The organism is Streptomyces sp. NPDC048018 (assembly GCF_043202995.1).
GTDB lineage: Bacteria > Actinomycetota > Actinomycetes > Streptomycetales > Streptomycetaceae > Streptomyces.
The window spans coordinates 1,159,908-1,183,154 of the sequence record NZ_JBIDBK010000002.1; the positions used below are offsets into that span (position 1 = coordinate 1,159,908).

The window sequence follows — 23,247 nt, forward strand, 5'->3', positions numbered from 1 at the left end:
TTCAGCGCTCCTCGAAGAAGGTGGACGAAGCGTCCACGTCACGCAGACTCCACAGCGTCGGCAGGCCGGCGTCGTCGGTCTCGTCGTCGTACCCACTCAGCAGGGCGGGAGCCCGACTCGGGCGGGTGGCTTCGTAGACGAGGTTCGGTCGCTGCTCCGCCTCGGCCAGCCACCAGTCGACGAAGGCGTCGAAGGCGCGAGCAGTGGCATCGGACTCCGTGTGCTCCACCTGGTCGACCCGGTCCAGCAGGATCGGCCGGACCTTCGCCGTCAGGTCGTCGACGAAGTCCGCGATGCGCGCGGCTGCGTCATTGGGACGAGCGGCCGGCAACAGCAGCCGGGCCAGTGCCACAACAACGGCATGCAGACCCCGGTCACGGGCCCGCACCGAGAACGGAGTCACGCTGGTGGACTCCACCTCCCGGTACAGGGCGGAATGGAAGTGCTGGAAGTCCTCGTAGTGGGAACGGTCGCGGGAGCGACTGGAGTTGAGCATGACCGCGACGAGCCCCGGGTGCCTGCGGCCGACACGACTCGTTGCCTGGATGTACTCGGCGGTCGTCTGCGGCTGGCCCATGACCGCCATCAGCCCCAGCCGATCCACGTCGACGCCCACGGAGATCATGTTGGTGGCTAGGAGGACATCCAGGACGTCCGACATCGGAAGGTGCCGTTCCACCTCCTTGAGCCGCCTGGAAATGTCGCTAGCGTTGGCGCGGCTGCTCAGCTCCGTAAGGCCGTCCACTGAGCGGGGCTTCGTCCCGTCGCGGGCGGCGAGATGCTCGAGACGGTCCTGCACGTCGTCGAGGACCTGCAGTTCCGCCGAGGAGAGCAGACGCAGGCTGTTGAAGTACCCGACCAAGGTCCAGTACGCGTCCTTCACCTCGGGCGGGGCCTCGCTGGTCATCGCACCGTGGAGGAGAGTCGCGTACACGCGAATGAGGAGCGTGGACTGGCTGGTGCTCGACGTCAGCAGGCCGACGTACCGGCGGCTGGCCTTCTGCTCTCGGGGGGCCTCCACGGCGAACCACGAGTCGCGCGAGTCCAGGCCTGCCGGCGGGAACTGCTGAACCGTACGGGCGAAGAGCCGGGTGCCCTGCTCGTCCGCACGGCGGATGGTGGCGGTGGAAGCGATGACCTTCGGACGGTTCGCGAGAGCGTCAACCGCTGTCTCATAAAGACCTGTCAATGTGCCGAGCGGCCCTGAGATCAGGTGAAGCTCGTCCTGGACGATCAGCTCGGGGGGGCGGGTGTCGTCGTTCCGGTCCAGGTTGAAGAGGGCTGCCGTCGCCGGCCTCCACGGCATGGCAGCGAACTTGTCGACGGTGGCGATCACCAGTGTGGGGCGGGCCCGGTACACGGCTTCGTCGACCAGGTGGACGGGCAGCCCCGTGTGGAAGTCGCAGGAGATGTCCGGACAGCGGATGACCATGCGCCCGGCGTCCTCGTCGACCGAGTAGTCGTCCGGCGACAAGGATGCGCCGCACCAGGTACAGCTACGCAGCTGGACCGGATTCTCCGTCTGCATCGGCTTCAGCGGGTTGGCCCGGAGTTCACGCAGCCTCTGCGCGGCAGCAACCAGGGTGTTCGGGGTCGCCGACCGGCCCACCCACATCCCGATGGAGATCTCCTCATCGCCGAGGGCGGTCGGGTCACCGGCCCGCAGCTTCTCCATGGCGCAGATCAGCGCCGCTGCCCGCTCGAACTGCTGCAGGGTCAGCAGTCGCAGGGTGTAACGCATCAGAACGGTCACTCCTGCCCCGTCCTTCTTGTCGCGCAACCTGCGGAGGAAGGTCGTGAACGCGATCAACCCGAGGTATGCCTCGGTCTTGCCGCCACCGGTGGGAAACCAGAGCAGGTCGGCGACGTCACGGTCCGAATGGCCGGGCTCCACGATCCCTCGGAGACACAGCAGGACGAAGGAGACCTGGAACGGGCGCCACTTGCCGGCTCGCACGTCGGGGGTACCACGTCTGCCGTCCTTCACCCAGGACGTACGGGCGCGCTGTTCGGCCATCGCGATGTTCGCGAGCTGGAAGGCCCGCAGGATTTCCGGGCGATCGCTGTCCGCGAGGAGATCGACTCCATCGTGCATGCGCTCCAGTGCCCGACGACAGTGCTCTACCTGTTCGCGGGCGACCGGTTCGTGTTCAGTACCCGCCAACAACGACGTCTGCTCGACCTGGGTCGCGATCCATGCTTCGTAGTCGACCAACAAGCCGCGCAGTGCCGTGAACACGTTCTCGGCCGATTCCGTGCCCAGCCCGTACATGGTCAGGGCTCGATCGTCGATGCGCGGGTTGGAGTCCGTCAGGAGCACCTCGTGAGAGGGCACGAACTCGGTGCGTACGGCTGCCACAGCCGGGCGGCGAGTGTCGACGGCGCCGACGGCGGAAGGTGTCCAGTCCCAGCGCGCGGCGCAGCCGTGCCCCGTAGCGAAGCTCGGCGCGTGACGGTGCAACAACCGGCTGAGTGCCTGATCCGGATCGACCGAGCCGTGTGCCGCGGGGCGTACGACGAATGCGGGGCGTCCCTCGTCCTCGGCGGTGACCTCCAGCTCGGGTTGATAGAAGCAGTGGGCGTCGCGAAGGTCGAACTTTCCGACTTCGAGGCTGTTCACGACCGTCGCCGTCACGGAGACCGGATCGCCGGGCGCGTCCGCGGGACGTACCAGTACCCGCAGCTCAAGTCCGGGGTCGTGGAGGGTGAGAGGCTCGCGCAGGCCCGGGATCGACACATCCACCACAACGGGATCAGGGCGGAGCGCGACGCGACGCCAACGTTCGCGTTGGGCGCGAATGCTGCGTGCCTCGGTCCGCTTCGCTGCCACCGGGTTGCCCTCGGCGTCTTCCGGCAGGTAGAGGCCGGCCCGGACGGTGAAGCGGATCCGCGACGCGACCTCGGGGTCGACTGCGAAGGTCAGCCCGATCGACGACGGCATGCGTACATGGGCCAGGGAGACCCCAAGGTCCGGGGCGTCTTCCTCACTGTTTCCGCGGGTCGGCTCCGACAGGGAGTCCAGGCCGTCGCGCGCCGACTCCAGCTCGCCCGGTTCCGCCCGCACGTCCTGCGCCTTCGAGCGCGGGAACAGCACGCCCACGGGGTACATGGTGATGGGTGCGTCGTCCTCGAGAACCTCGTCCTCGCCGCCCACCGGCCCCAGCAGATCTCCCCGCAGGGATTCCACCAGCGAGTCGCACACCTCGTAGTGCGCCTGATGAACCGAGCCACTCATGCTACGCCCCTCTCGGTTCCGTCGGACTCGGGTGTCTCGTCGTCGTACCAGTGGAATCGCCCCAGTCCGCACAGACGGGGCGCCAGCCAGGCGCCGTGGGAACCCAGCCCGGCCCGCTCCGTCGCCGCGGGGCTGCCCGCCACGCTTTCCACCCCGTCGATGCGCAGCCCTGAGATCCTGGGCGGCCAGCGGTCCACCTCCGCGTGTGCCGAGCGTCGCAGCATGCGGTGGAGATCGGTGCGGAAGACTTCCGACACGACGGCCACAGGCCGGCCGGCGACGGTCACCGCGTACGGCGGGGACTGGTCGCCCGCGACGGGGATGCCGTGCAGCAGGGCAAGCTCCGCCGGCGTCCCTGGCTCGATCCCGTCGCGGAGGTGCTCCTGGAGTTCCACGGGACTCTCCCCGAGATCCTCCACGCCCGGCGGGAGTTCGTGGGACACGTCCCGGGCCAGCAGCTCCATGCCGTTGCGGGCCCAGGCGCTGCGTCCTCCGAGGTACCAACGGTCGAGGCGCTTGTCCTTGCGTACCAGCCAGGAATTGGGCGGATCGAGCAGGTAGAGATCCTCTCGGGCCCGGGTCATGGCGACGTAGAGCAGACGAGCCTCCGCCGCCGGGTCGTAGTCGAACCGCTTCTTCTCGACTCGTCGTGGTTCCTTCAGGACCCGCGGTTCGACGATGAGGACCCGGTCGAACTCCAGACCCTTCGCACGGTGCACGGTCGAGATCACCAACGACGAAGGCTGGGCCGCCGTGAGCTCGTCCGGGAGTCTCCCGTCGGCGACGGCGCGGTGAAGGGCCATGACGTCAACCGTGCCGCGAGCACCCCGGGCGACCTTGCGAATCGAGCGCCAGAGGGCTTCGGGGGTGCTGCCCTCCGGAACCGCGAGACCCTTGAGCAGTTCCAGGAAGCGGTCCCTGCCCAACATCGAGGCACCGGTCGCGGAGAGTAGCCCCGCGATCCACTCCGGCGCCGACCGCTCGCGCGCGGATCGCTGCAGGCTGTGCGGGACATCCGCCTCGGCCAGGATTCCGGAGAGCGTCAGGGCCTGCCCGTTGTCCCGGCACAGCACCGCGGTGGTGTCCGGGTTGTCGCGGAGAGCCGCGCGCACGAAGTCGTCCTCCAGGCTGCCGAAATTGGGCGCTTCCAACAGGAGTGCGCGCAGGTCGCCGTGGATGCGCTCGGCGTCCCTCGCGGCCGCGACCGGATCGCGGGGCAGTCGCTGGAGCTGGGTGCCGTAGGGAAGGGCCACGCGGGCCGATTCCGTACGCGCGCGGAAGTTGGCCCCCAGGTGCAGCTCGATCAGGTCCTCGCCGAAGGTGGCCCTGACCCAGTCCAGGAAACGGTTGGTCTCCTCGGCGCGCAGGCCCGGGTCCGAGACCTGGAAGCCGTACACCGCCTGGGCCGAATCGCCCACGACGGTGAAGCCGCTGTTCTCCTGGAAGCGGTCGAGCAGCGACTCCACCATCTCCCGTCGAACGCCGACCAGGTCCTGGACCTCGTCGATCACCACGTGGGCCGGCACACCCTGCTCACCGACCTCGACAGCGCCTCGATCGACGGCCTCCGTGGCCGCCTCGATCCGCTCGTCGAAGGTGTACCCCTGCCAGTCGGTGTCGGGGTAGGCCCGGTTCAGCAGCGCGGACGCCCAGGCGTCGAAGGTCTGGACCCGCACGCGCTGCGCAGCGGTCGCGTGGCGTTCGATGCGCTCGGTGAGTTCGCGTACGGCGGCGCGGGAGAAGCTGAGGACCAGGATCTCCCCGGCCTCCAGTTCCTCCCGCTCGACCAGAGCGTCGAGCCGCCGCACGAGCGTGTGGGTCTTTCCCGCGCCCGCTCCGGCCGTGACCAGCACGCGGGCGTCCCAGGGCTGGTCGACCACGGCTGTCTGCTCGGCGGTGAGGGGGTGGTTCGAGGGAACCGGGAGAGTCATCGGTTCTCGCTCCACAGGTACTCGAACTCGGTGAAGGCGAGGTCCTCACCGAAGTTGGTGATGTTGTCACGCACGTTGAGTATCAGGCAGGTCTCCTTGCCGCCGTTCTTGGGACCGCGCAGCCCACGGCCGATCATCTGCTGGTAGACGTTCGGGCTGTACGTGGGTCGGGCCACGACGACGACGCGGGTGGCCGGCGCGTCGAAGCCCTGGGTGAGCACACCGTAGTTCGTCAAGACCTGGATACGACCGCTCCGGAAGTCGTCGATCCTCTTGCGGCGCTCGGCCGTGGGCGTTGCCGAGTCGATTGCCGCCGCCCTGATGTCGCGGTCGCCGAGCTTCGCGGCCAGGAACTTGGCGTGCGCGACGGAGGTGGCGAACACCAGGACGGGCCAGTCGGCAGGCATGGCGACGATCTCGTCGACGATGCGCTGGTTACGGTCGTGATCGTCCGCGAGCCGCTGCTCGGCGCCCTTGGGCAGCGTGGCGAACCGCTCCGAACGCTTGAGCTCGTCCGGCGTCAGAGAGATCTCTCCACCGTGCAGTTCCCGATGCTTGACCTGAGCCAAAACGCCGATGTCCTGCAGCTGCCGGATCGCGTCGGCGAGGTCACCGTCGAACACTCCGGTGTCGAGCCGGTTCCCGAAGCGCTGCACCAGCAGTCGGGTCAGCTCGGCGTTGTTGCGGTACGGGGTGGCGGTGAGCCCCACGAGGTGCCGGCTCGTGCGGTGGTGCGTCAGGTCGAGGTGTGCCAGCAGCTCGGTGAAGCGCGGTGACATCGCGGTGTGCGCCTCGTCCACGATGACCAGGGAGGCCGTCTCCCTCAGCCACGCGTAGTCGTCCGTCCCCAGGCAGTGCTCGAGCTTGGCGTCGGTGGCGACGACGAGATGCGGTCGACCGTCCACTGGCGTCGCCTCGTTGGTCGTCCACAGACGGTTGATGACGAGGGGGAGCTCGGGACCGACCTTGGACCAGACGAATTTCCAGCTCTGTACCGCCTGCTCGCACAGCTCCTCGGTCTGGGCGATCCAGAGGACGGGCCCCGGCAGGTCGCCGCGGTCGCGCATCCAACGAATCACGCCTTCGGCCGTCACACGAGTCTTGCCACTGCCCGTAGGGAGGCTGAGCATGCCGCGCTGCGGCGTCGGATTCGTCAACAGCCCCAGCAGGGCCTGCGCCAGCTGCTCCTGGTACGGGTGAAGAGCCGGGAACTCCGACGGACCGTCGACCTCCAGACGGGGGTCGAGCGCGGGCACCCGCGACCCCGCGAAGGAGTCCGGGAAGCCGAGGTCCGTCACGAACCTGAGCGCCTTGTCATTGCCGGTGAAGGAGCTCGGGGCGCGGGTCGGAAACTCGAGGGCGAGGTCCCGTGCGTGCACACGCAGGATGGACTCGCCGTGGGCGTTGAAGGCCATCTCCGCGACGCGGCGGATGTCGGGCTGGGCGCCGTGCTCGTTGATCTCGCTCTCCATGAGCCCCGGCGGAAGCTCGCCTCGCAGCGCCTCCTCACCGATCAGCAGGGCGATCTTGTCGATGATGCTCTCGCTCTCGCGCACCGCACGCAGCCGGGCCTGGAGTTCCTTGTCCTGTGCCTGACGGTCCTGCAGGGCGAGCGCCTGCTCGCAGCCCTTGACGCCGAAGCCCCACTTGAATTCCTCGTCGGCGGCACGGAGCACCTGCAGGCGGTTGAGGGACTCCAGCACGTAGAGCGTCTGTCCTTTGCGCGCCCACTGGAGCGGATTCGGATTCACGCCCATGGGCGTGCGAACGATCTGCTCGAGCTCGGAGCAGCGCTGGATCTTGAGGCTGCTACCCGCGTTGCCGATCCGCGTGCGGACCGTGGTGAACTCGTCGAAGAGCGCCACTGCCGGTCCCGCCTTCACCTGACGGATCTCCTTGGCGATGACGTCCGAGACCTTGAGCATGCCCCACTCGTCGATCATGGCCTTGGCGCTCCCGGCGTCCGTCTTGTCGGCGACGAGCAGGGCGGGCAGGCCTTCGCGGACCAGCTCGTTGAAGTCCGTGGTGTTGGTGGCCACAGCGATCTCCGCGTCGGCGCGCTCCTCCCACGCGTTGCCCACCCTGCAGCGCGTGCCGACGCCGTCGGGAAAAGCGAACCCGACACGCATCAGCAGCGCGTACGCCCGTCCGATGAAGGCGTCGTCCTCGCTCTCCAGCACACGGTCGAGCAGCTTGCCCCAACGCGCCATGGGCACTTGCTCCGGCGTCGTCGGCATCTTCAGCTTCTTGGCGACCTCGGGCGCGATCTCCGCGACGGGAAGGATCGCCCCGTACTCCTTGAGCTGCGGCCCGACGGCCTCCGCGACCTTGACAAGACCGGCGGATGTCCTGACCAGGCCGTGCTTGGAGATCATCCAGCGCAGCGGGGAGACGATCGCCTGACGGGACGCGGTGCTCGCACCGTACTGCTTGTTCCAGCTCTCCACGACACCGGACTCGGTGAGCGTGCCGACGAAGGCCGCCCGGCCCTCGTCTGAGAGCTCGGGGAGGAGGTGCAGCGGCCCCGCGATCGGAGCACCCTCCACCACCAGCCGAGAGATGCTGGTACGAGGGGAGTTCGGGGGCAGGGCACGCAGATGAGCGGCGTGGACGGCCTCCCGGTACTCCTCGAACCACCATTCGTCGTTCGGCCGGTGGCCTGAGGTGGGCCGGTCACCGAGGCCGAGCTCACGGAAGACGGCACGGTCGCCCTCGTGGAAACCCATGTCGACGGCGACGGACTCGTCGCGGCTGCCGTCGCCGGGTACGACCGGACCGGGGACCAGGCAGTCGCGCATCGGCCGGTACCGCCCATCGACCGTGCGCACCCGGAGGACCTCCGCGGGCTTCGGCACTTTCGCGCGGATGCGGTCGACCTGGACGTTGCCACCGGCGCTTCGCAGGAGCAGCCAGAAGTTGGACCACGCCGCGTTGTCGTAGTGGGCGAACCCCTGGTCCAGCACGCCTTCGAAGCGGCCCTGCGCGTCGGCGACGCGGATGCCGATGTTGTGCAGGTGACGCGCCATGTCCGGGCGATCGGAGATCCGGGGGTCGACGTAGTTCATGTCGTCGCGCAGGGAGTCCGCGGCGGTCCGGTGGAAGATCTCCCCCGCGGCGGGGGCCATCATCCCGTTCTTCTCGGTCAGGACGATCCTGGCCAGACGGGCTTCCGCCGTGATGTCCGAGTCCCCCCGCGTGCGACCGGCAGCGTCCTTCATCACCATCGAGGAAAGGATCTCGATGGCGTGGCAGGACGACTCGGGGGTGCCGTCGGCGACCAGCGCCTCGAGCCAGTCCTTGACGCCCTCGGGCTTCTTCCCGGCGGCGTCGAGTATGTGGTTCACCTTGCCCCGGCGTACGTGGCTCTCCGCATAGTCCACGGACGGGTGAAGCCACCCCGCCGGCCGCCCCTCGTACTCGGACCAGATGCGCAGCCAGTCCTTCTCGAGGTTCGCGGGCGTGATGAAGAGTTCCTTGGGGCGCTGCAGTTTGCCGTCCTGGTCCGGCAGGGAGGGCTGCTCGGCCGCGATGGCCCACACCTGTCGGAGGAAGTAGTCGTCCGCCCAGTTCAGCTTCTCCTTCGTGCGACCCGGCAGGAGCGGAAGGTAGGCGGCGGGGTCGTCGGCGGGCACGAGTTTCGGGAGCGTGTCGACGACCAGCCGGGCAGCGACGCTCAGCAGTTCCAGGTTGAAGGGAGTGCCGTCGAGCAGGTGCTGCCTGTCCTCGTTCGTCTTCCACGGCGCGTTGAGGATGCCGGTCAGCGACACCTCGTACTTGGTGGGGAAGAAGGCCCAGAAGGCGCCCTTCCCGACCGGGACGGTGTACAGGCCGTTGCGGACCGTGTACTCGGGTACGGCCCACGAGATGTCGAGTTCCGGGCGGTTGTGCAGCTCGCCCGCGCTGGCCTCGACCTCGGCGGTGGGGGTGTGGGCTACGGAGAAGACCTTCCACTCCTCGACGGTCTGCTTCTCGCCGCGCGTCACCTCCCTCAGGGTGCGGTGGACGCCCTTGATCTGAACGGAGATCTCGCGCCTCACCGGCGGCATGCGCCGTGCGTCGTGGAGCAGCACTTGGCCGACGTGCGAGGAGAAGAGCTGAAAGTGCGAGGGGAACGCCTCCGTCTCCCGTCCGTCGCGCGCCTTGTGGCCGTTGATGTCGCGCGCGAGCCGGTCCGCGGCGCCGGGCAGCAGCGGCAGGCGGACCACGGTCGTCGCCCACTGCAGAAGTCTGTCCAGGTCCGCGTCGTCGGCGCGTTCCTGTTCGACGTCCAGGGGCCGGGCCATGCGCAGCACGGGAGTGTCCATGTCGATGTCGCCCTCCTTGCCGAGGGCCTGGGCGATCTCGCCCGCCGACCATTCGCGGTCGAAGCCGAAGCTGCCGCTGCGGCTGAAGAACTGCGGGGTGTCACTGACCGAGAGCACGGACTTGACCCCGACGCCGAAACGGCCGATCTGACCGCCTCGCTTGCGGGAGACGCTCATACGCAGGATGGTCTCGGCGCCCTCGGGCGTCACGGGAGAGCCCTCGTTCGCGCAGTAGAGGTACTGGTCCGTGAGGACCACGTGCAGCTTTCCTCCAGGGGTCGCGGCGATCTCGTCCGCGGCGTTCTGGACGAGCTCGAAGAGCTGGCGCTCGCCGTAGCCACCCTGGGTGATGCGGCGTTCGCCGTTCGCGTGCTCCTGTACGAGCCCCGGGTCGACCTTGTACGTCTGCAGCACCACCGAGGACTGGCGCAGCACGGTGGCGATCACGGGGGAGAGAGCGGGGTCGGCGAACTGACCGTCAGTCATGGTGCACCTGTCTCGTGGAGATCCAAACCGCGGAGAAGTGGGGGAGCAAAAGGGACCCGCGGGGCCGGCACCAGGTGCCGGCCCCGCACGCGGCGGAGGCGAAGGGCTCGCCCCTACTTCTTGTCGAAGGTCGTGGTGACGACCGTGGTGACCGTCGTGGCGGTCCGGGTGACGGTGGTCGTGGTGGTGACCGTGCACCGCGGGACGACGCGGCGGAGCGGGCGGCGCCCGCGACACGTCCGGTGCATGCGGCTGCTGCCCGTCCCGGGGCAGACGGGAGCCGCCGAGGTCGCCCCCACAACGGGCAGCGGCAGCCGGACCTGCTCCAACATCCGGTTGAGCTCCCGGAGCCTGACACCCGCGGCCCTCCGGTAGGCGGGCCGCAGCTGCGGCGTCAGGGCCATGTACTGCTCGATGAACCGCTTCTCGTTCCTGGCCATAGGTCGTGCACTTCCCCTCGTTGTGCGGACAGGCTCGCGGGAGCCGGGCCGCATGATGACAGCGCGACGCAGGACAGAGGCACGACCCCGGATGAGGGCAGGGCTCTGCTACGAACCCGGAATTCCAAGTGGACCCGCTCCAGGCTTGGTTGAAGACGGTAGCGCTTTGATCTTGGTGCCGTCCACCCCGTTGGCGAACACCGCCAGGCGGGGGTGATAAGGCATCAAACGTCCGACTTCCTCACTTCTGCCCGATGAGCCGCTGGCGCTCCGGGATGCCAACCGAGTCAAATGTCGTTTGACGTGATCTTGAATGTCAAACGGCCGCTGGTAGAGTGCTCCCTGTACTCGGCTTGCAGGCGGAAGAGGAGGCCATGGACGACGGCGAGGACTTCGGCGTGTGGCTCGGGCGCCAGCTCCGACGAAGCGGGCTTACTCAGGCCGAGTTCGCCCAGCGACTCGGCCTGACCCGCGCGGCCGTGTCTGCCTGGGTGACCGGCAGGGCACAGCCGCGCGTCGAGCTCATGCCCAGAATCGCGGATCTTCTCGGCACCGACACCGCCACCGTCGTGTTGAGGGACACCGATGCCGGATCCCGGCTGCCGATCGGCTGGCACCACCGCCTTGCCCATCGCGACGGGGGCAGAGAGTACGGCAACGCCGCCGCCTTCGCGTTCGACGCGGGCCTCGCCGTACTCGCGCGCGAGACCGTGCAGAACTCCCTGGACGAGCGGCTGGATCCCACCCGCCCCGTGCGGGTGCGCTTCACCCTGCACGAGTTGACCGGAGAGAACCTCAAGGCGTTCCTCGACGCGCTGAAGTGGAACGAACTGGAAGCCCACTACGCGGCGGCGTCCCAGTCCCGACAGAAAGTCGGCCGGGTTCTGGACGAGGGCCTCCGGGTGATTCGCGAGGAGTCCTCGCTGCTGCTCCTGCGCGTGGACGACTACAACGCGGCCGGCCTCACCGGCCCCGAGTACGGTGACGGCCGATACGCCGCCGTGGTTCGTCGACAGCTCGACAGCCACAAGCGGAACGACCGTGCCGGTGGTTCGTTCGGCCTGGGCAAGGCCACGCTGTGGTCGACGAGTCGGCTCGGTCTCGTACTGATGAACAGCACCCTGTCGGAGAGCCACGAAGGACGCAGCGCCCGCCGGGTCGTCGGCCGACTCGACCTCCCGTGGCGGGAGGTCGAAGGGGTCTCCTACGCCGGACCGGCATGGCTCGGGGAACCCGACACCGAGAAGGAGCACGAGAGCGTCTCCCGGTCCTGGTGGGCCACCGACACGGAGGTCGCGAGCCTGAAGCTGAACCGCGACAGCGAGGACCCCGGCACGTCGTTCCTCGTCGTCGGCGCCCACGACGCTTCAGGTGTCGGCAACTCGCTGGAGGAGATGCACGAGGCACTGCACAGCGCCGTCGCCGACAACTTCTGGGCCGCGATGACCGCGGGAGCCTCCGTCCCGGCCATGCTGGAGGCCTCCGTGCGCACCCTGCGGAACGACGAGGTCGTCATCCCCGAGCGGCGGGTCGACCCGCACGAGCGGCACCCGGCGCTCGCCCGTGCCTTCCAGGCCCACCTCGACGGCGAGACCGTCACCGAGCTCACCACTCCGGACCAGGTCGTCGCCGCCGAGGTACGCCTCGACGTCCCTCCGCTGAGGTCCGAGGGTCGCCGGGCGCCATCCCGCGCCCACCACGCCGTCCTCTTGGTCACTCCGGCCGCCGACACGGACGAGGACCACAGCCGCATCGTGTGCATGCGCGGCACCCGCATGACCGTCACGGCTCGCCGTCCCCGCGGTCTGGGCATGGCCGTCGACCCCTTCCAGGCCGTACTCCTCGCCGGATTCGCCACCGGCGACGACAGCGACGACGTGCACGCGGCCGAGGCCTTCCTCCGCGCCGCCGAGCCTCCGGAGCACGATCGTTGGGGGAACACGGAGGAGCTCTCCGCGCTGTACCCCAACGCACCGCGAAGGCTCACCGAATTCAACGCCGGCATGGACGCCGCCCTCCGAGGAATCGTCGGACGCCGGGCGCCGCGCGAGGACAGTGCTGGGCCCGAGGTGCTCCGCAGGCTGCTTCGACTCGACCTGCCCCCGGCCGGAACGGGGCGACGCAGCACCGGTTACCCGGTCGTCGACCGCGTCTCCGGTCGGGTCGAGGCCGATGGGGCATGGGTACTGGACGTGACCCTGAACGTCCCCCAACGCGACGATCCGTGGCACCTCGTTCCCGTGGTCAAGTTCGATGTGAGGTCCGGCGGGCGCCCCGCCCTCGGCTGGGCGGAACTGACGGCCAAGGAGAACTGCACGATTGTCGACGGCAGGCTCGTCGTCGCACCCGACGTGCGCACGGTCCGGTTCGGCGGCGTCACCGACGTCACCAGCCATCCCGTGGCCGCCGCCATGGCGGGCCTGGTCGTGGACATCCAGCAGGCGCGGGAGGCCTCCGCGTGAACACCGTCCACCCCTACCCCAGGCTCGTCGGAAAGATCGACATCAGCGTGAAGGGGGCGAGCATCGACGGAAAGCCGCTGCAGCTGTCCCTTATTTCTCAGCGTGAGCGCGTTGTCGCCTTCCACGAGATCGAGCGCGACGACTGGGTGGAGGGCTTCCTCGAGGTCACTGTCTCCGCCCCCACCGAGGAACTCGCCGACGGCCCGTGGGCCGGGGTCGCCTGCGTGGCCGTGCTGACGGAGGGGGCGACGAACACTCGCGTCGTCACCCGGCTCCATCGCGATCGGCACGACAGCCACTGGCACGGCGAGGTACGGATCCGGCGCTCCGAGCACCTCGCCCGAGCCGTCCTCGACGTCCGCTTCGTCGGCAACCACGGGGGCGTGGACGGGCGCATCATCGGCGGCTGCGAGGACCCCTGGGTCGTCGACTTCCTGACACGGACAACCGCACGCCAGAACGAGATGGAAATAGTCGAGGAGGACTTCCGCGACGGCCCCCGACATTGGCTGCGTCCTTTCAAGGACACGCCGTGGTTGGTGGACACCAGCGGTGACGTGCCCACCGTGCTCCTGAATACCGCCTTCGAGGGCCTCACCGAGCTGCTCAAGGGCGCCCGGGGGCAACTGGAGAAGGCCACCGCGGGACTCGTCGCAGCGCAGATCGCCGCTGAGGCATGGACGGCAATGTTCCACGCCGCGCTCGGCGACCTTGACCAGGACGAGGACGGAACACCACAGCTCCCGGGCGGGTGGCGGGAGTCCGTCCTCCGCCTGATGCTCCCGGACGTGCTTCCGGGGCTTCCGATGCCGGACGCCCTTGCCGAGGCGCAGAGCCGTCGCGCGGAGGGCAACGGCTGGACAGAACTCCAGCCCCGCATCCAGTTCGCCGCGGCGCGACGGGCACAGATCCCCAAGAACCTGACTTCGACGATCCGATCCGTCTCCCGTGCCCAGGAAGGGGCGACCCGATGAGACCGCCCGAGGGCAACGCCCCCGAGAGAATGGCGACGCTGAGTTCCGCGGCGGCCTCCACCTACCTGACCAGTGGCGTCCGTGCCGGCCAGGAGCGCCTCCCACTCGCCGCGGTGCTCCGTGCGAGCAACCCGATCGAGGACCGTTCGGCCCGGTGGCACACGGCACCGGTACGAGAGCTCCTCGACGAGGCGATGCACCGGTTCGACGGCTCACGCCCCGCTGCGGACGCCTGGTTGGCCCCACGCCTGCACGCCACGCTCCGCATGACGCGTGCAGAGGCCGCGCGGCCCGAACCCTGGAACTTCCTGGCCCTGGCCGTCGCCCCCGACTACGTCCTGTGGAGGCACCTCCCGACAGGAAAGTCCGCGGATGGCACGGCGAAGAAGGTCAGCACCGCCCGGTTCTGCGGGCCCCACTACACCCAGGCCTTCGCCCGACTGTGGTGGGCCGCCGAAATGTTCCGCGACGGGCACGACTACCGCCCTGTGGAAATCGCATGCGGCAGCCAGGACATGATCAACACGGCTCTGCGGCTGGACGTCATCGATCACAAGCCCACCGCTCTCGCGATGGTCCGGGTACTGAAGGGTCTGGTCGACTCGGGGGTCACGCGGCTGGGCGACCGCGTCAACGCACTCAGCACAGCGGTGAACTCGGCCGCGAGCACGCTGATGTACGACGTGATCGCACCGAACGAGCGTCCCGACCACCATGCCCTGGCCGAGTGGATCGAGGATGCCGATTCGGCACCGGCCGTCTCGTGGGACCGGCTGCCCGACGGACCCGAGGACGGGACGACCAAGCGGTCCTCGCTGGACCGCCTGGCAACCATGTTCGAGAGATTTGAGTCGGAGGCCCCGCTACGGGACCGCGCCCCAGCCCCGGCAAGCCCTGGCTGAGCTCGTACGCTCGAAGGGCAACCCTCCGACCGAAAGGCCCCGCCATGCCCCGCATCCCCTCCCCCGTCATCGCCGCCGCTGGGCTCGTCGGCGGGTACGCCGTTGCCCGGTGGACCAAGAAGCGGCCGCTCGGCGGGGCCGTGCTCGCGGTGGCCGGCGGGGTGGCGGCGCGGGAGTGGCAGCAGGTCGGTGGGGCGAAGGTGGCCGGCGGGCTGACGGCCGCCTACGTGGCCGCCTTCGCCGGGTCGCACCCGCTCGCCAAGAAGATCGGGGCCTGGCCCGCCGTGTTCTCCGTGGCCGGAGCCATGGCCGCGACCTCGTACGCCTTCACCCGCAAGGCGGCCTGAGCCACAGCCCGGACGCCCACCGCGGGCCGCCAGCCGTCCTATGACGCGGTGCCCGCCGGGGGCGCCCCCCTCCTATGACCGGACGCCCATCCGGGCCCCCGGTGCGGGCTGGGCCCCGGGACGAACCCGCCCGGCGGCGGGCCGCTCGGAGCGGCCGGGCGGCCGCCGCCTCACGCCACGCGGCGGGCCCTCACCCGCCCAAGGCGTGGCTCACCGTGTAGATCGCGAGGCCCGCCAACGCGCCCACCACCGTGCCGTTGATGCGGATGAACTGGAGGTCGCGGCCGATGTTGGCCTCGATCTTCCTGGAGGTCTGGGTGGCGTCCCAGCCGGCGACCGTGTCCGTGATCAGGGACGTGATCTCGGTGCGGTAGGTCGTCACCACGTACGCCGCCGCGTCCTCCGCCCAGCCCCCGACCTTGGCCTGGAGGCGGGTGTCCGAGGCCAGGCGCTTGCCCAGGGCGATCAGGGAGGCGCGGGCGCGGCGGCGCAGCTGGCTCTCGTCGTCCTCCGCCGCGGCCAGCAGCAGGGCGCGGACCGAGGACCAGGCCGAGGCGATGATCTCCTGCACCTCCGGGCGGGCCAGGATCTCGCCTTTGAGGCGTTCGACGCGGGCCCGGGTGTCCGTGTCGGCCTGGAGGTCGGCCGCGAAGTCCGTGAGGAAACGGTCGATCGAGGCGCGCGCCGGGTGGCCCGGCATGTCCCGCATCTCCGTCACGAAGCGGAGCAGCTCGCGGTAGACGCGGTCGCCCACCTTGCGGTCCACGAAGCGCGGCGTCCAGCCCGGGGCGCCGCCCTCGATCGCCTCCATCACCGAGCCCCGGTGGGTCACCAGCCAGTCGTGGCCCCGCGCACAGATCAGGTCCACCGCCCGGTGGTGCGCGCCGTCGGCCACGATCCTGCCCAGGGTCTTGCCCAGCGGCGGGCCCACCTCCGCGGCCTCCGCCCTCCGCGTGATCGCCTCCCCGACCACCGCCTGCACGTCCGCGTCCCGCAGCACCGTCAGCGCCCCGCGCAGGGCCGCGGCCAGTTCCGAGGTGACGCGGTCCGCGTGCGCCGGGTCGGCCAGCCACGTGCCCAGGCGGCTCGCGATGGCGAAGCCGCGCAGCCTGCCCCGGACGACGTCCGCGGAGAGGAAGTTCTCGCCCACGAAGGAGCCGAGCGACGCGCCCAGCTGGTCCTTCTTGGTGGGGATGATCGCCGTGTGCGGGATCGGCAGCCCCAGGGGGCGCCGGAACAGCGCCGTCACCGCGAACCAGTCCGCCAGCGCACCGACCATGCCGGCTTCCGCCGCGGCCGCCACGTAGCCCGCCCAGGCGCCCGCGTCCGAGGACTTCGCCCAGGTGGCCAGGGCGTAGATCGCCGCGACCAGTGCGAGCAGGCCCGTCGCCAGGGCCTTCATGCGGCGGACTCCTCGGCTCTTCTCCGCGTCCGCCGCGGTGTACGTGAAGCTGACCATCACCTCACCTCCCTACCTCAGGGACTCCTCAGCCGCACCCGGAGTTCCCCCGGCGCCCCCTCCGCCCGTCACCCCTTCCCCGTACATACGCGCGATCACCGCCTCGATGTCCGGCTCCCGCACCGAGAGGTCCACCAGCGGGTACGCCGCCGCCACCGCCGCCACCACCGGGGCCGCCGACGCGGAGGCCGGCAGGGCCAGCCACTGCCGTGGCCCTTCGGCACGCACGAAACGGGCGCCCGGCACGTCGATCGGGGGCGTCTCGCGCGCCAGGTCGACCACCAGCAGCCGTTCGCTCTCCCCGACCTCGTGGAGGCCCGCTAGCTCCCCGTCGTACATCAGGCGCCCGTGGTCGATGACCATCACCCGCCGGCACAGCTGCTCGATGTCGGTCAGGTCGTGGGTCGTCAGCAGGACCGTGGTGCCCCGGGTCGCGTTCAGCTCCCTCAGGAACTCCCGCACCTTCGCCTTCGACACGACGTCCAGGCCGATCGTCGGCTCGTCCAGGTACAGCACCTCCGGGTCGTGCAGCAGGGCCGCCGCGACGTCCCCGCGCATGCGCTGACCGAGGGACAGCTGCCTCACGGGGACGTCGAGGAGGTCGCCCAGCTCCAGGAGGTCCACGCAGCGCGCCAGGTTCTCCCGGAACCGGGCGTCCGGGATCCGGTACATGCGGTGGACGAGCGCGTACGAGTCCCGCAGCGGCAGGTCCCACCACAGGGTCGTGCGCTGGCCGAAGACCACCCCGATCCGCCCGGCCAGCCTCGTCCGCTCCCTTGAGGGGTCGATGCCGGCCACCCGCAGCCGGCCGCCGCTCGGGGTGAGGATGCCCGTGAGCATCTTGATGGTCGTGGACTTCCCGGCACCGTTCGGGCCGATGTAGCCGACCATCTCCCCTCTCTCCACGGTGAAGGAGATGCCGTCGACCGCTCTGACCTCCCGCTTCTCGCGACGCAGCAGGCCCGCCCGCCGCCGCACCGTGAACGTCTTCTCCAGGCCGTCGAGTTCGATGAAGGTCATGTCAGCTTCCCGTCGATCGGTACGCCCGCAGGCCCGTCCGCCACGCCCGTCCCGCCACCGCGCAGCACGCCACCGCCACCAGCGGCGACGCGAACGCCGTCCATCCCGGCACCCCGGCCGGCGCCGGCCGGCCGAGCACGTACAGGGCCGGCAGCCAGTTCACGAAGGCCAGCGGTACGACGTACACGACGCCCCGCACCAGGTCCTGCGCGAAGATCGTCGGCGGGTACTGGAGCATCGTGTTGCCGCCGTACGTGAAGGAGTTCGTCACCTCCGCCGCGTCCTGGAGCCAGAACAGCGCGGACGCCCCGGCCACCATCAGCGCAGCGAAGATCAGCGCCCCGCTCAGCAGCATCACCGGCACCAGCAGCACCTTCAGCGGTGTCCAGACGACGCCGTCGAGCAGGACCAGGCCCCAGCCCAGGACCAGCAGGCCCTGCGCCACCCGGCCCAGTCGCCGCAGCGCGAAACGGTCCGCCGCGACCTGCGCCAGGACCGGCGCCGGACGCAGCAGGAAGGTGTCCAGGGAGCCGTCCCGCACCCGCTTGCCCATCCGCGGCAGCGAGCCCATCACCAGGTCCGCGAGGCCGAAGGAGGTCGCCGTCGTCCCGTACAGGAAGGCGACCTCGGCGAAGGCGAAGCCGCCGAGGCCCTCGACCTGGCCGAACATCAGGAGGATGACGACGAAGTCGAAGAAGGTGACCGTGAAGGAGGAGAGGAGGGTCAGGGCGAAGGACGAGCGGTACGTCATCGTCGAGCGGATCCACATCGCCGCGATCATCCGGTACGTCCGCCACGCCTCGGCCGCCGCCCGGACCGCCGGCACCGGCGCGGAGCGTGCCTCCCCCGCCGCCCGGGCCATCGGCACCCGCCCGGGCCGCCCGTCCCCCGCCGCCGCGGCCCCGGCCCGGGCCTCGGCTTCGGACCCGGCCCGGGAGCCTGACTCCGGCCGTACGCCCCCGACCGCCCCGGACTCGTCCACCGGCCGTACGTCCCCCACCGCCCCGGACTCGCCTCCCGGCCGTACGCCCCCGACCGCCCCGGACTCACCCCCCGGCCGTACGTCCCCGACCGCCCCGGCCCCGGACGCCTCCGTCGAGTGCTCAGCCACCCTGCACCACCACCTTCCGTGTCGCCGCCGCCTGGGCCGCCCGGCCCGCCGCCAGCAGGGCCACCGCCCAGCCGCCCTGGAACGCGTACGCCCGCACCAGCGCCCAGCCCTCGTACCGCTCCAGGTAGACGTCCGCCGGCACCTGGAGCATCGAGGCCCAGGGGAGCGTCCGGGCCACCTCGCCCAGCGCGCCCGGGAAGACGCCGAGCGGGAGCAGCATGCCGGAGAAGAACAGGCCGCCGAGCCAGGCGACCTGGACCACGCCCTGCCCGTCGAGCAGCCAGAACGCGCTCATCGCGACCAGGTACCAGATGGCGAAGCTGACGATCGAGCCGAGCGTCACGGCGAGCAGGAAGGCGGGCCAGGTCCAGGGGCTCGTCGGCAGGGTGACGTCGAAGACGAGGGCGCCGAACACCATCGGCAGGACGCCGCGGCCGAGGAGCTGGTAGGCGGAGCGGCCCAGGTTGGCCGAGAACCACCAGGTCTGGAGGTCGGCGGGCCGGTAGAGGTCGACCGCGATGTCGCCGGTGCGGATCCGCTCGATCAGCTCGTCCTCGAAGCCGCCGCCCATGAGTCCGCACACGGTGATGAGCCCCTGGCCGATCCACACATAGGCGAGCGCGTCGCCCATGTCGTATCCGCCGAGCGAGGGACGGGCGTTCCAGAGGGCGATATAGGTGTACGACAGGATGAAGCCGAAGACGGTGTTGGTGAACACGCCTGCCGCGGTGGCCACCCGGTAGGTGGCATGGCGCCGGAAGCCCCCCGCGGCCACCGTGGCGTAGAGCCGGAGCATGCTCCCGTCCCCTCCCTTGTGACACCGATCGGTGCTGTCTGCGCCAAAGCGCCCGACCTTAGTGGGATTTCCCGTGTCGTCGCGAGCGGATTTCCGGCCGCACGGCCCCCCACGGGGGCAGGATGTAGTGTTATGTCCCCTTCATCCGGTATGCCGTCTGGTGCGGCGCGCGAGGTCCTCACACCGCCCGATGCCGACTCCGTCTGGGACCCGAGGGACCCCACCGTCCCCGCCCCACCGCCGAAGCGCCCCGGCCACCGCACCCGCAGCCGCCCGCGCCGCGTCCTCCGGCGCCTGCTCGGCCTCCTCGTGTTCGGTGCCCTGCTGCTGGGCGGCGCCTTCGTCGCCGGCTACCTCCTCGTGGACATCCCGCCCGCCAACGCCACCGCGGTCGCCCAGTCCAACCTCTTCCTCTACCGCGACGGCACCCAGCTCGCCCGCGACGGCGAGGTCGACCGGGAGAACGTGAGCCTGGAGCGCATCCCGGTCGCCGTCCAGCACGCCGTCCTCGCCGCCGAGGACCGCGACTTCCACACCTCGCAGGCCGTCGACCCGCGCGCGATGGTCCGCGCCACCTGGAACACCCTCACCGGCAAGGGACGCCAGTCCGGCTCCACCATCACCCAGCAGTACGTCAAGAACTACTACCTGGGCCAGGAACAGACCCTCACCCGCAAGGCCAAGGAGTTCTTCATCGCGCTCAAGCTCGGCCGCGAGAAGAGCAAGGAGGAGATCCTCGAGGGCTACCTGAACACCAGCTACTTCGGGCGCAACGCCTACGGCGTCCAGGCCGCCGCCCGCGCCTACTACGGCAAGGACGCCAAGGACCTCGACGCCTCCGAGGGCGCCTACCTCGCCTCCCTGCTCAACGCCCCCAACGCCTACGACGTCGCCACCCACCCGGAGAACCGGGACCGGGCCCTCGCCCGCTGGCACTACGTCCTCGACGGCATGGTCAAGGAGGGCTGGCTCTCCCCCGCCGCCCGCACCGCCGCCGTCTTCCCCACCCCGCAGCCGGTGCACGCCTCCAGCGGGCTCTCCGGGCAGCGCGGCTACCTCGTGCAGGCCGTCGAGCAGTACCTGACCGAGCACGGCGTCGTCGACGAGAAGACCCTCGCCGCGGGCGGGTTCCGCATCACCACCACCCTGGAACGCGGCAAGCAGGACGCCTTCGTGAAGGCCGTCGAGGAGAACGTGACCGCGAAGCTCGACCCGGAACGCCACCCCGCCGACCGCTGGGTACGCGTCGGCGGCGCGGCCATCGACCCGGCGAGCGGCAAGGTCGTCGCCCTCTACGGCGGCATCGACTACACCCGCCAGTTCGTCAACAACGCGACCCGCCGCGACTACCAGGTCGGCTCCACCTTCAAGCCCTTCGTCCTCGCCGCCGCCTTCCAGCACGGCGCCCAGACCCAGGACGGCGAGCGGATCACCCCGAACACCTTCTACGACGGCGACAACCGGCGCCCCGTGCAGGGCTGGAGCGGCGCCCCCTACGACCCGGCCAACGAGGACGACACCAGCTACGGCTCCCTCACCGTGCGGTCCGCCACCGACTTCTCGGTCAACGCCGTGTACGCCCAGATGGCCGTCGACGTCGGCCCCGGCCGGGTCCGCGACACCGCCGTCGCGCTCGGCCTGCCGCGCCGGACCCCCGACCTCACCGCCTCGCCCTCCATCGCACTGGGCCCCGCCACCGCCAGCGTCCTCGACCTCGCCCAGGCCTACGCGACCCTCGCCAACCACGGCGAACACGGCGCGTACACCATGGTCGACAAGGTCGTCAGGGACGGCGAGGAATTCGCCCTGCCGGGCACCGACAACCGCCAGGTCATCGGCCGCGAGGCCGCCGACACCACGACCTCCGTGCTCAGAAGCGTCGTCGAGGGCGGCACCGGCACCGCGGCACTCGCCGCCGGGCGACCCGCGGCCGGCAAGACCGGCACGGCGGAGGACGACAGGGCGGCCTGGTTCGCCGGCTACACCCCCGAACTCGCCACCGTCGTCGCCATGATGGGCCAGGACCCGGACACGGGCCGGCAGCTCTCGCTGTACGGGGCGCTCGGACTGCCCCGGATGAACGGCGGCGGAGCACCCGCCGAGATCTGGGCCCAGTTCACCCGCGACGCGCTCGCCGGAGTGCCGGCGAAGGACTTCGACCTCCGGCTGATGGAAGGCGCCGAGGAACCGCCCCCGCCCCCGATGCCGGACCTCCCCGGAGCGACGGAGGGCTACGAGGGCCCCGGCCCCCACCGCCACCCCGCCCGCCCCCGCCCCACCGTCCCCAGGGCGTCGGCCCGGGAGGAGGCCGTACGGGAAGGGGCCGCCGGCCCGCGGGAACAGCCGGGCCCCGGGACCGGACCCGCCGGGCCCCGAGGGGCGGAACCGGCCCAGGACCTCGTACGGATCCCGGACACGGCCCCGGGCACCGACCCGGCGGGCCCGCCCGCCACGGCGGACCAGGCCCCACGGCCGGACCGGCCCGCGCCGGCACCGCCGGCCGCCATGCCGGCCGCACCGCAGGTCAGTGGCCCGATGTCGCCTTGAGGCCGACCACGGCCACCAGCAGCAGACAGACGAAGAAGATCCGGGCGGCGGTCGCCGGCTCACCGAGCACCACCATGCCGAGCACCGCCGCACCGGCCGCGCCGATGCCGACCCACACGCCGTAGGCGGTACCGATCGGCAGCGTCTTGGCGGCCTGCGAGAGCAGCAGCATCGAGGCGACGATCCCGGCCGCGGTGAAGACACTCGGCCACAGACGCGTGAAACCCTCGGTGTACTTCATGCCGACCGACCAGCCGACCTCCAGCAGACCCGCGACGACGAGAAGAACCCAGGCCATGACGACGAACACCTCCGCGAGACGGATCAACAGGGGTGCGTCGTCTTGTCGTGAAACCCGGTACGGCGCGTCTCGTCGGGTACCCCGAGCGTAGCAAGAAACAGGGGAAAGGCCTGGTGAAACCGGTCACCAGGCCCTGCGCGCAGCCGGAACTACAAGTACAGCCCGGTCGAGTCGGTCGCACCCTGGAAACGGTCCGCGGCGACCGCGTGCAGATCGCGCTCCCGCATCAGGACGTACGCCACGCCCCGCACCTCGACCTCGGCACGGTCCTCGGGGTCGTACAGGACCCGGTCCCCGATCTCGACCGTACGGACGTTCTGCCCGACGGCGACGACCTCGGCCCAGGCGAGACGGCGACCGACGGCCGCCGTCGCCGGAATCAGGATGCCGCCACCCGAACGCCGCTCCCCCTCGGGAGAGTCGGTCCGGACCAGGACGCGGTCGTGCAGCATCCGGATGGGCAGCTTGTCGTGCGTGTTGTCGCTCACGGTCCGAACCTACCTGCCCGGGCGTGTCGCCCGTACCCGGGACGGGCCACGAGCGGGCCGCCCGAAGCGCTCACCCCTTGCCCCGGCGGGAGGACGCGGCGATCAGCCCCACCACGGCCACGGCGACCAGCGCCACCGGCACCACCCGCTCCAGACGCGGCGCGCCGTCCTCGTGCGTGAAGCGGACCTTCACGTCCGAGACGAACCGGTTCACGGCGACGAACGCCCGCCCGGCGGTGTGGTCGACCTGAGCGGCCACCTTCGCCTTCGCGTCCCCGATGATCGTCTTCGGATGCACCCGAATGCCGATCTCGTCGAGAGTGACGGCGAGCTGCTCGCGCCGGCGGACGATGTCCGCCTCGATCTGCGCAGGGGTCCTGGCGTCCGACACCGCTGCCTCCGTGGTCGTGTTCCGGTCGTTGTGGACAGTCTGTCAGCTCATGC

Annotated in this window: 16 protein-coding genes and 1 riboswitch; of the genes, 5 read left to right on the forward strand and 11 right to left on the reverse strand. The window is 70.5% G+C overall.

Annotation, left to right across the window (positions count from 1 at the left end; translation table 11 throughout):
- Position 1: 1 nt before the first annotated feature.
- The 4 genes from ACGF1Z_RS11035 to ACGF1Z_RS11050 form a co-directional block, all read right to left on the reverse strand.
- The gene (locus tag ACGF1Z_RS11035; RefSeq protein WP_393002254.1) at positions 2-3,235 is read right to left on the reverse strand and encodes a helicase-related protein; all 3,234 of its coding nucleotides are present in this window, start codon (positions 3,233-3,235) and stop codon (positions 2-4) included.
- Positions 3,232-5,166, reverse strand: coding sequence for a UvrD-helicase domain-containing protein (locus ACGF1Z_RS11040; protein ID WP_393002256.1), 1,935 nt, complete (start codon positions 5,164-5,166; stop codon positions 3,232-3,234). The genes ACGF1Z_RS11035 and ACGF1Z_RS11040 overlap by 4 nt, the downstream gene beginning before the upstream one ends.
- Positions 5,163-9,956: a DEAD/DEAH box helicase gene (locus ACGF1Z_RS11045; RefSeq protein ID WP_393002258.1), complete on the reverse strand. Its 4,794-nt coding sequence runs from the start codon at positions 9,954-9,956 to the stop codon at positions 5,163-5,165. Before ACGF1Z_RS11045 ends, ACGF1Z_RS11040 begins: the two co-directional genes overlap by 4 nt.
- Positions 9,957-10,069: 113 nt before the next feature.
- Entirely contained in the window at positions 10,070-10,396 is a 327-nt protein-coding gene (locus ACGF1Z_RS11050) for a hypothetical protein (RefSeq protein WP_393002260.1), read from the reverse strand.
- Positions 10,397-10,770: 374 nt separating this feature from the next.
- Here ACGF1Z_RS11050 and ACGF1Z_RS11055 point away from each other — a divergent pair, with 374 nt between their 5' ends.
- From ACGF1Z_RS11055 to ACGF1Z_RS11070, 4 genes are read left to right on the forward strand one after another with little or no spacing between them, the layout of a single operon-like run.
- The gene (locus tag ACGF1Z_RS11055; protein WP_393002262.1) at positions 10,771-12,858 is read left to right on the forward strand and encodes a helix-turn-helix transcriptional regulator; all 2,088 of its coding nucleotides are present in this window, start codon (positions 10,771-10,773) and stop codon (positions 12,856-12,858) included.
- On the forward strand, positions 12,855-13,832 hold the full coding sequence (locus tag ACGF1Z_RS11060; RefSeq protein WP_393002264.1) for a hypothetical protein: 978 nt from the start codon (positions 12,855-12,857) through the stop codon (positions 13,830-13,832). Before ACGF1Z_RS11055 ends, ACGF1Z_RS11060 begins: the two co-directional genes overlap by 4 nt.
- Positions 13,829-14,734, forward strand: a complete 906-nt coding sequence (locus tag ACGF1Z_RS11065) for a DUF6339 family protein (protein WP_393002266.1) — start codon at positions 13,829-13,831, stop codon at positions 14,732-14,734. Before ACGF1Z_RS11060 ends, ACGF1Z_RS11065 begins: the two co-directional genes overlap by 4 nt.
- A gap of 44 nt (positions 14,735-14,778) precedes the next feature.
- On the forward strand, positions 14,779-15,081 hold the full coding sequence (locus ACGF1Z_RS11070) for a hypothetical protein (protein ID WP_393002268.1): 303 nt from the start codon (positions 14,779-14,781) through the stop codon (positions 15,079-15,081).
- 190 nt (positions 15,082-15,271) lie between these two features.
- On the opposite strand, the gene ACGF1Z_RS11075 is transcribed toward ACGF1Z_RS11070, so the two are convergent.
- From ACGF1Z_RS11075 to ACGF1Z_RS11090, 4 genes are all read right to left on the reverse strand, one after another.
- Complete coding sequence (locus tag ACGF1Z_RS11075; RefSeq protein WP_393002270.1) at positions 15,272-16,540, reverse strand: DUF445 domain-containing protein; 1,269 nt, start codon at positions 16,538-16,540, stop codon at positions 15,272-15,274.
- Between the two features lie 12 nt (positions 16,541-16,552).
- Positions 16,553-17,560: an ATP-binding cassette domain-containing protein gene (locus ACGF1Z_RS11080; protein WP_393002272.1), complete on the reverse strand. Its 1,008-nt coding sequence runs from the start codon at positions 17,558-17,560 to the stop codon at positions 16,553-16,555.
- Position 17,561: 1 nt separating this feature from the next.
- Positions 17,562-18,422 carry an ABC transporter permease gene (locus tag ACGF1Z_RS11085; RefSeq protein ID WP_393002274.1) on the reverse strand — a complete coding sequence of 287 codons (861 nt, stop codon included), beginning with the start codon at positions 18,420-18,422 and terminating at the stop codon, positions 17,562-17,564.
- Between the two features lie 241 nt (positions 18,423-18,663).
- Entirely contained in the window at positions 18,664-19,467 is an 804-nt protein-coding gene (locus ACGF1Z_RS11090) for an ABC transporter permease (protein WP_393002276.1), read from the reverse strand.
- Positions 19,468-19,617: 150 nt separating this feature from the next.
- Between ACGF1Z_RS11090 and ACGF1Z_RS11095 the strand changes: the two genes are divergently transcribed.
- Positions 19,618-22,014 (forward strand): transglycosylase domain-containing protein, encoded by a 2,397-nt coding sequence (locus ACGF1Z_RS11095; protein ID WP_393002278.1) that lies wholly within the window; start codon positions 19,618-19,620, stop codon positions 22,012-22,014.
- Here ACGF1Z_RS11095 and ACGF1Z_RS11100 read toward each other — a convergent pair.
- From ACGF1Z_RS11100 to ACGF1Z_RS11110, 3 genes are all read right to left on the reverse strand, one after another.
- The gene (locus ACGF1Z_RS11100) at positions 21,992-22,312 is read right to left on the reverse strand and encodes a DMT family transporter (protein ID WP_393002477.1); all 321 of its coding nucleotides are present in this window, start codon (positions 22,310-22,312) and stop codon (positions 21,992-21,994) included. The two genes, ACGF1Z_RS11095 and ACGF1Z_RS11100, sit on opposite strands and share 23 nt — an antisense overlap.
- A gap of 34 nt (positions 22,313-22,346) precedes the next feature.
- Positions 22,347-22,423: riboswitch (guanidine-III (ykkC-III) riboswitch) on the reverse strand.
- A 41-nt stretch (positions 22,424-22,464) separates the two neighbouring features.
- Complete coding sequence (locus tag ACGF1Z_RS11105; protein ID WP_376637476.1) at positions 22,465-22,803, reverse strand: GroES family chaperonin; 339 nt, start codon at positions 22,801-22,803, stop codon at positions 22,465-22,467.
- 70 nt (positions 22,804-22,873) lie between these two features.
- Positions 22,874-23,194, reverse strand: a complete 321-nt coding sequence (locus tag ACGF1Z_RS11110) for a DUF3618 domain-containing protein (RefSeq protein ID WP_393002280.1) — start codon at positions 23,192-23,194, stop codon at positions 22,874-22,876.
- Between the last annotated feature and the right edge of the window lie 53 nt (positions 23,195-23,247).

Bases quoted from the DNA above. Each gene is read 5' to 3' on its own strand.
- ACGF1Z_RS11070 (WP_393002268.1), top strand. From the start codon at position 14,779: ATGCCCCGCATCCCCTCCCCCGTCATCGCCGCCGCTGGGCTCGTCGGC.
- ACGF1Z_RS11085 (WP_393002274.1), bottom strand. From the start codon at position 18,422: ATGGCCCGGGCGGCGGGGGAGGCACGCTCCGCGCCGGTGCCGGCGGTC.
- ACGF1Z_RS11100 (WP_393002477.1), bottom strand. From the start codon at position 22,312: ATGGCCTGGGTTCTTCTCGTCGTCGCGGGTCTGCTGGAGGTCGGCTGG.
- ACGF1Z_RS11045 (WP_393002258.1), bottom strand. From the start codon at position 9,956: ATGACTGACGGTCAGTTCGCCGACCCCGCTCTCTCCCCCGTGATCGCC.
- ACGF1Z_RS11075 (WP_393002270.1), bottom strand. From the start codon at position 16,540: ATGGTCAGCTTCACGTACACCGCGGCGGACGCGGAGAAGAGCCGAGGA.
- ACGF1Z_RS11065 (WP_393002266.1), top strand. From the start codon at position 13,829: ATGAGACCGCCCGAGGGCAACGCCCCCGAGAGAATGGCGACGCTGAGT.
- ACGF1Z_RS11095 (WP_393002278.1), top strand. From the start codon at position 19,618: ATGCCGTCTGGTGCGGCGCGCGAGGTCCTCACACCGCCCGATGCCGAC.
- ACGF1Z_RS11035 (WP_393002254.1), bottom strand. From the start codon at position 3,235: ATGAGTGGCTCGGTTCATCAGGCGCACTACGAGGTGTGCGACTCGCTG.
- ACGF1Z_RS11050 (WP_393002260.1), bottom strand. From the start codon at position 10,396: ATGGCCAGGAACGAGAAGCGGTTCATCGAGCAGTACATGGCCCTGACG.
- ACGF1Z_RS11080 (WP_393002272.1), bottom strand. From the start codon at position 17,560: ATGACCTTCATCGAACTCGACGGCCTGGAGAAGACGTTCACGGTGCGG.
- ACGF1Z_RS11040 (WP_393002256.1), bottom strand. From the start codon at position 5,166: ATGACTCTCCCGGTTCCCTCGAACCACCCCCTCACCGCCGAGCAGACA.
- ACGF1Z_RS11090 (WP_393002276.1), bottom strand. From the start codon at position 19,467: ATGCTCCGGCTCTACGCCACGGTGGCCGCGGGGGGCTTCCGGCGCCAT.
- ACGF1Z_RS11055 (WP_393002262.1), top strand. From the start codon at position 10,771: ATGGACGACGGCGAGGACTTCGGCGTGTGGCTCGGGCGCCAGCTCCGA.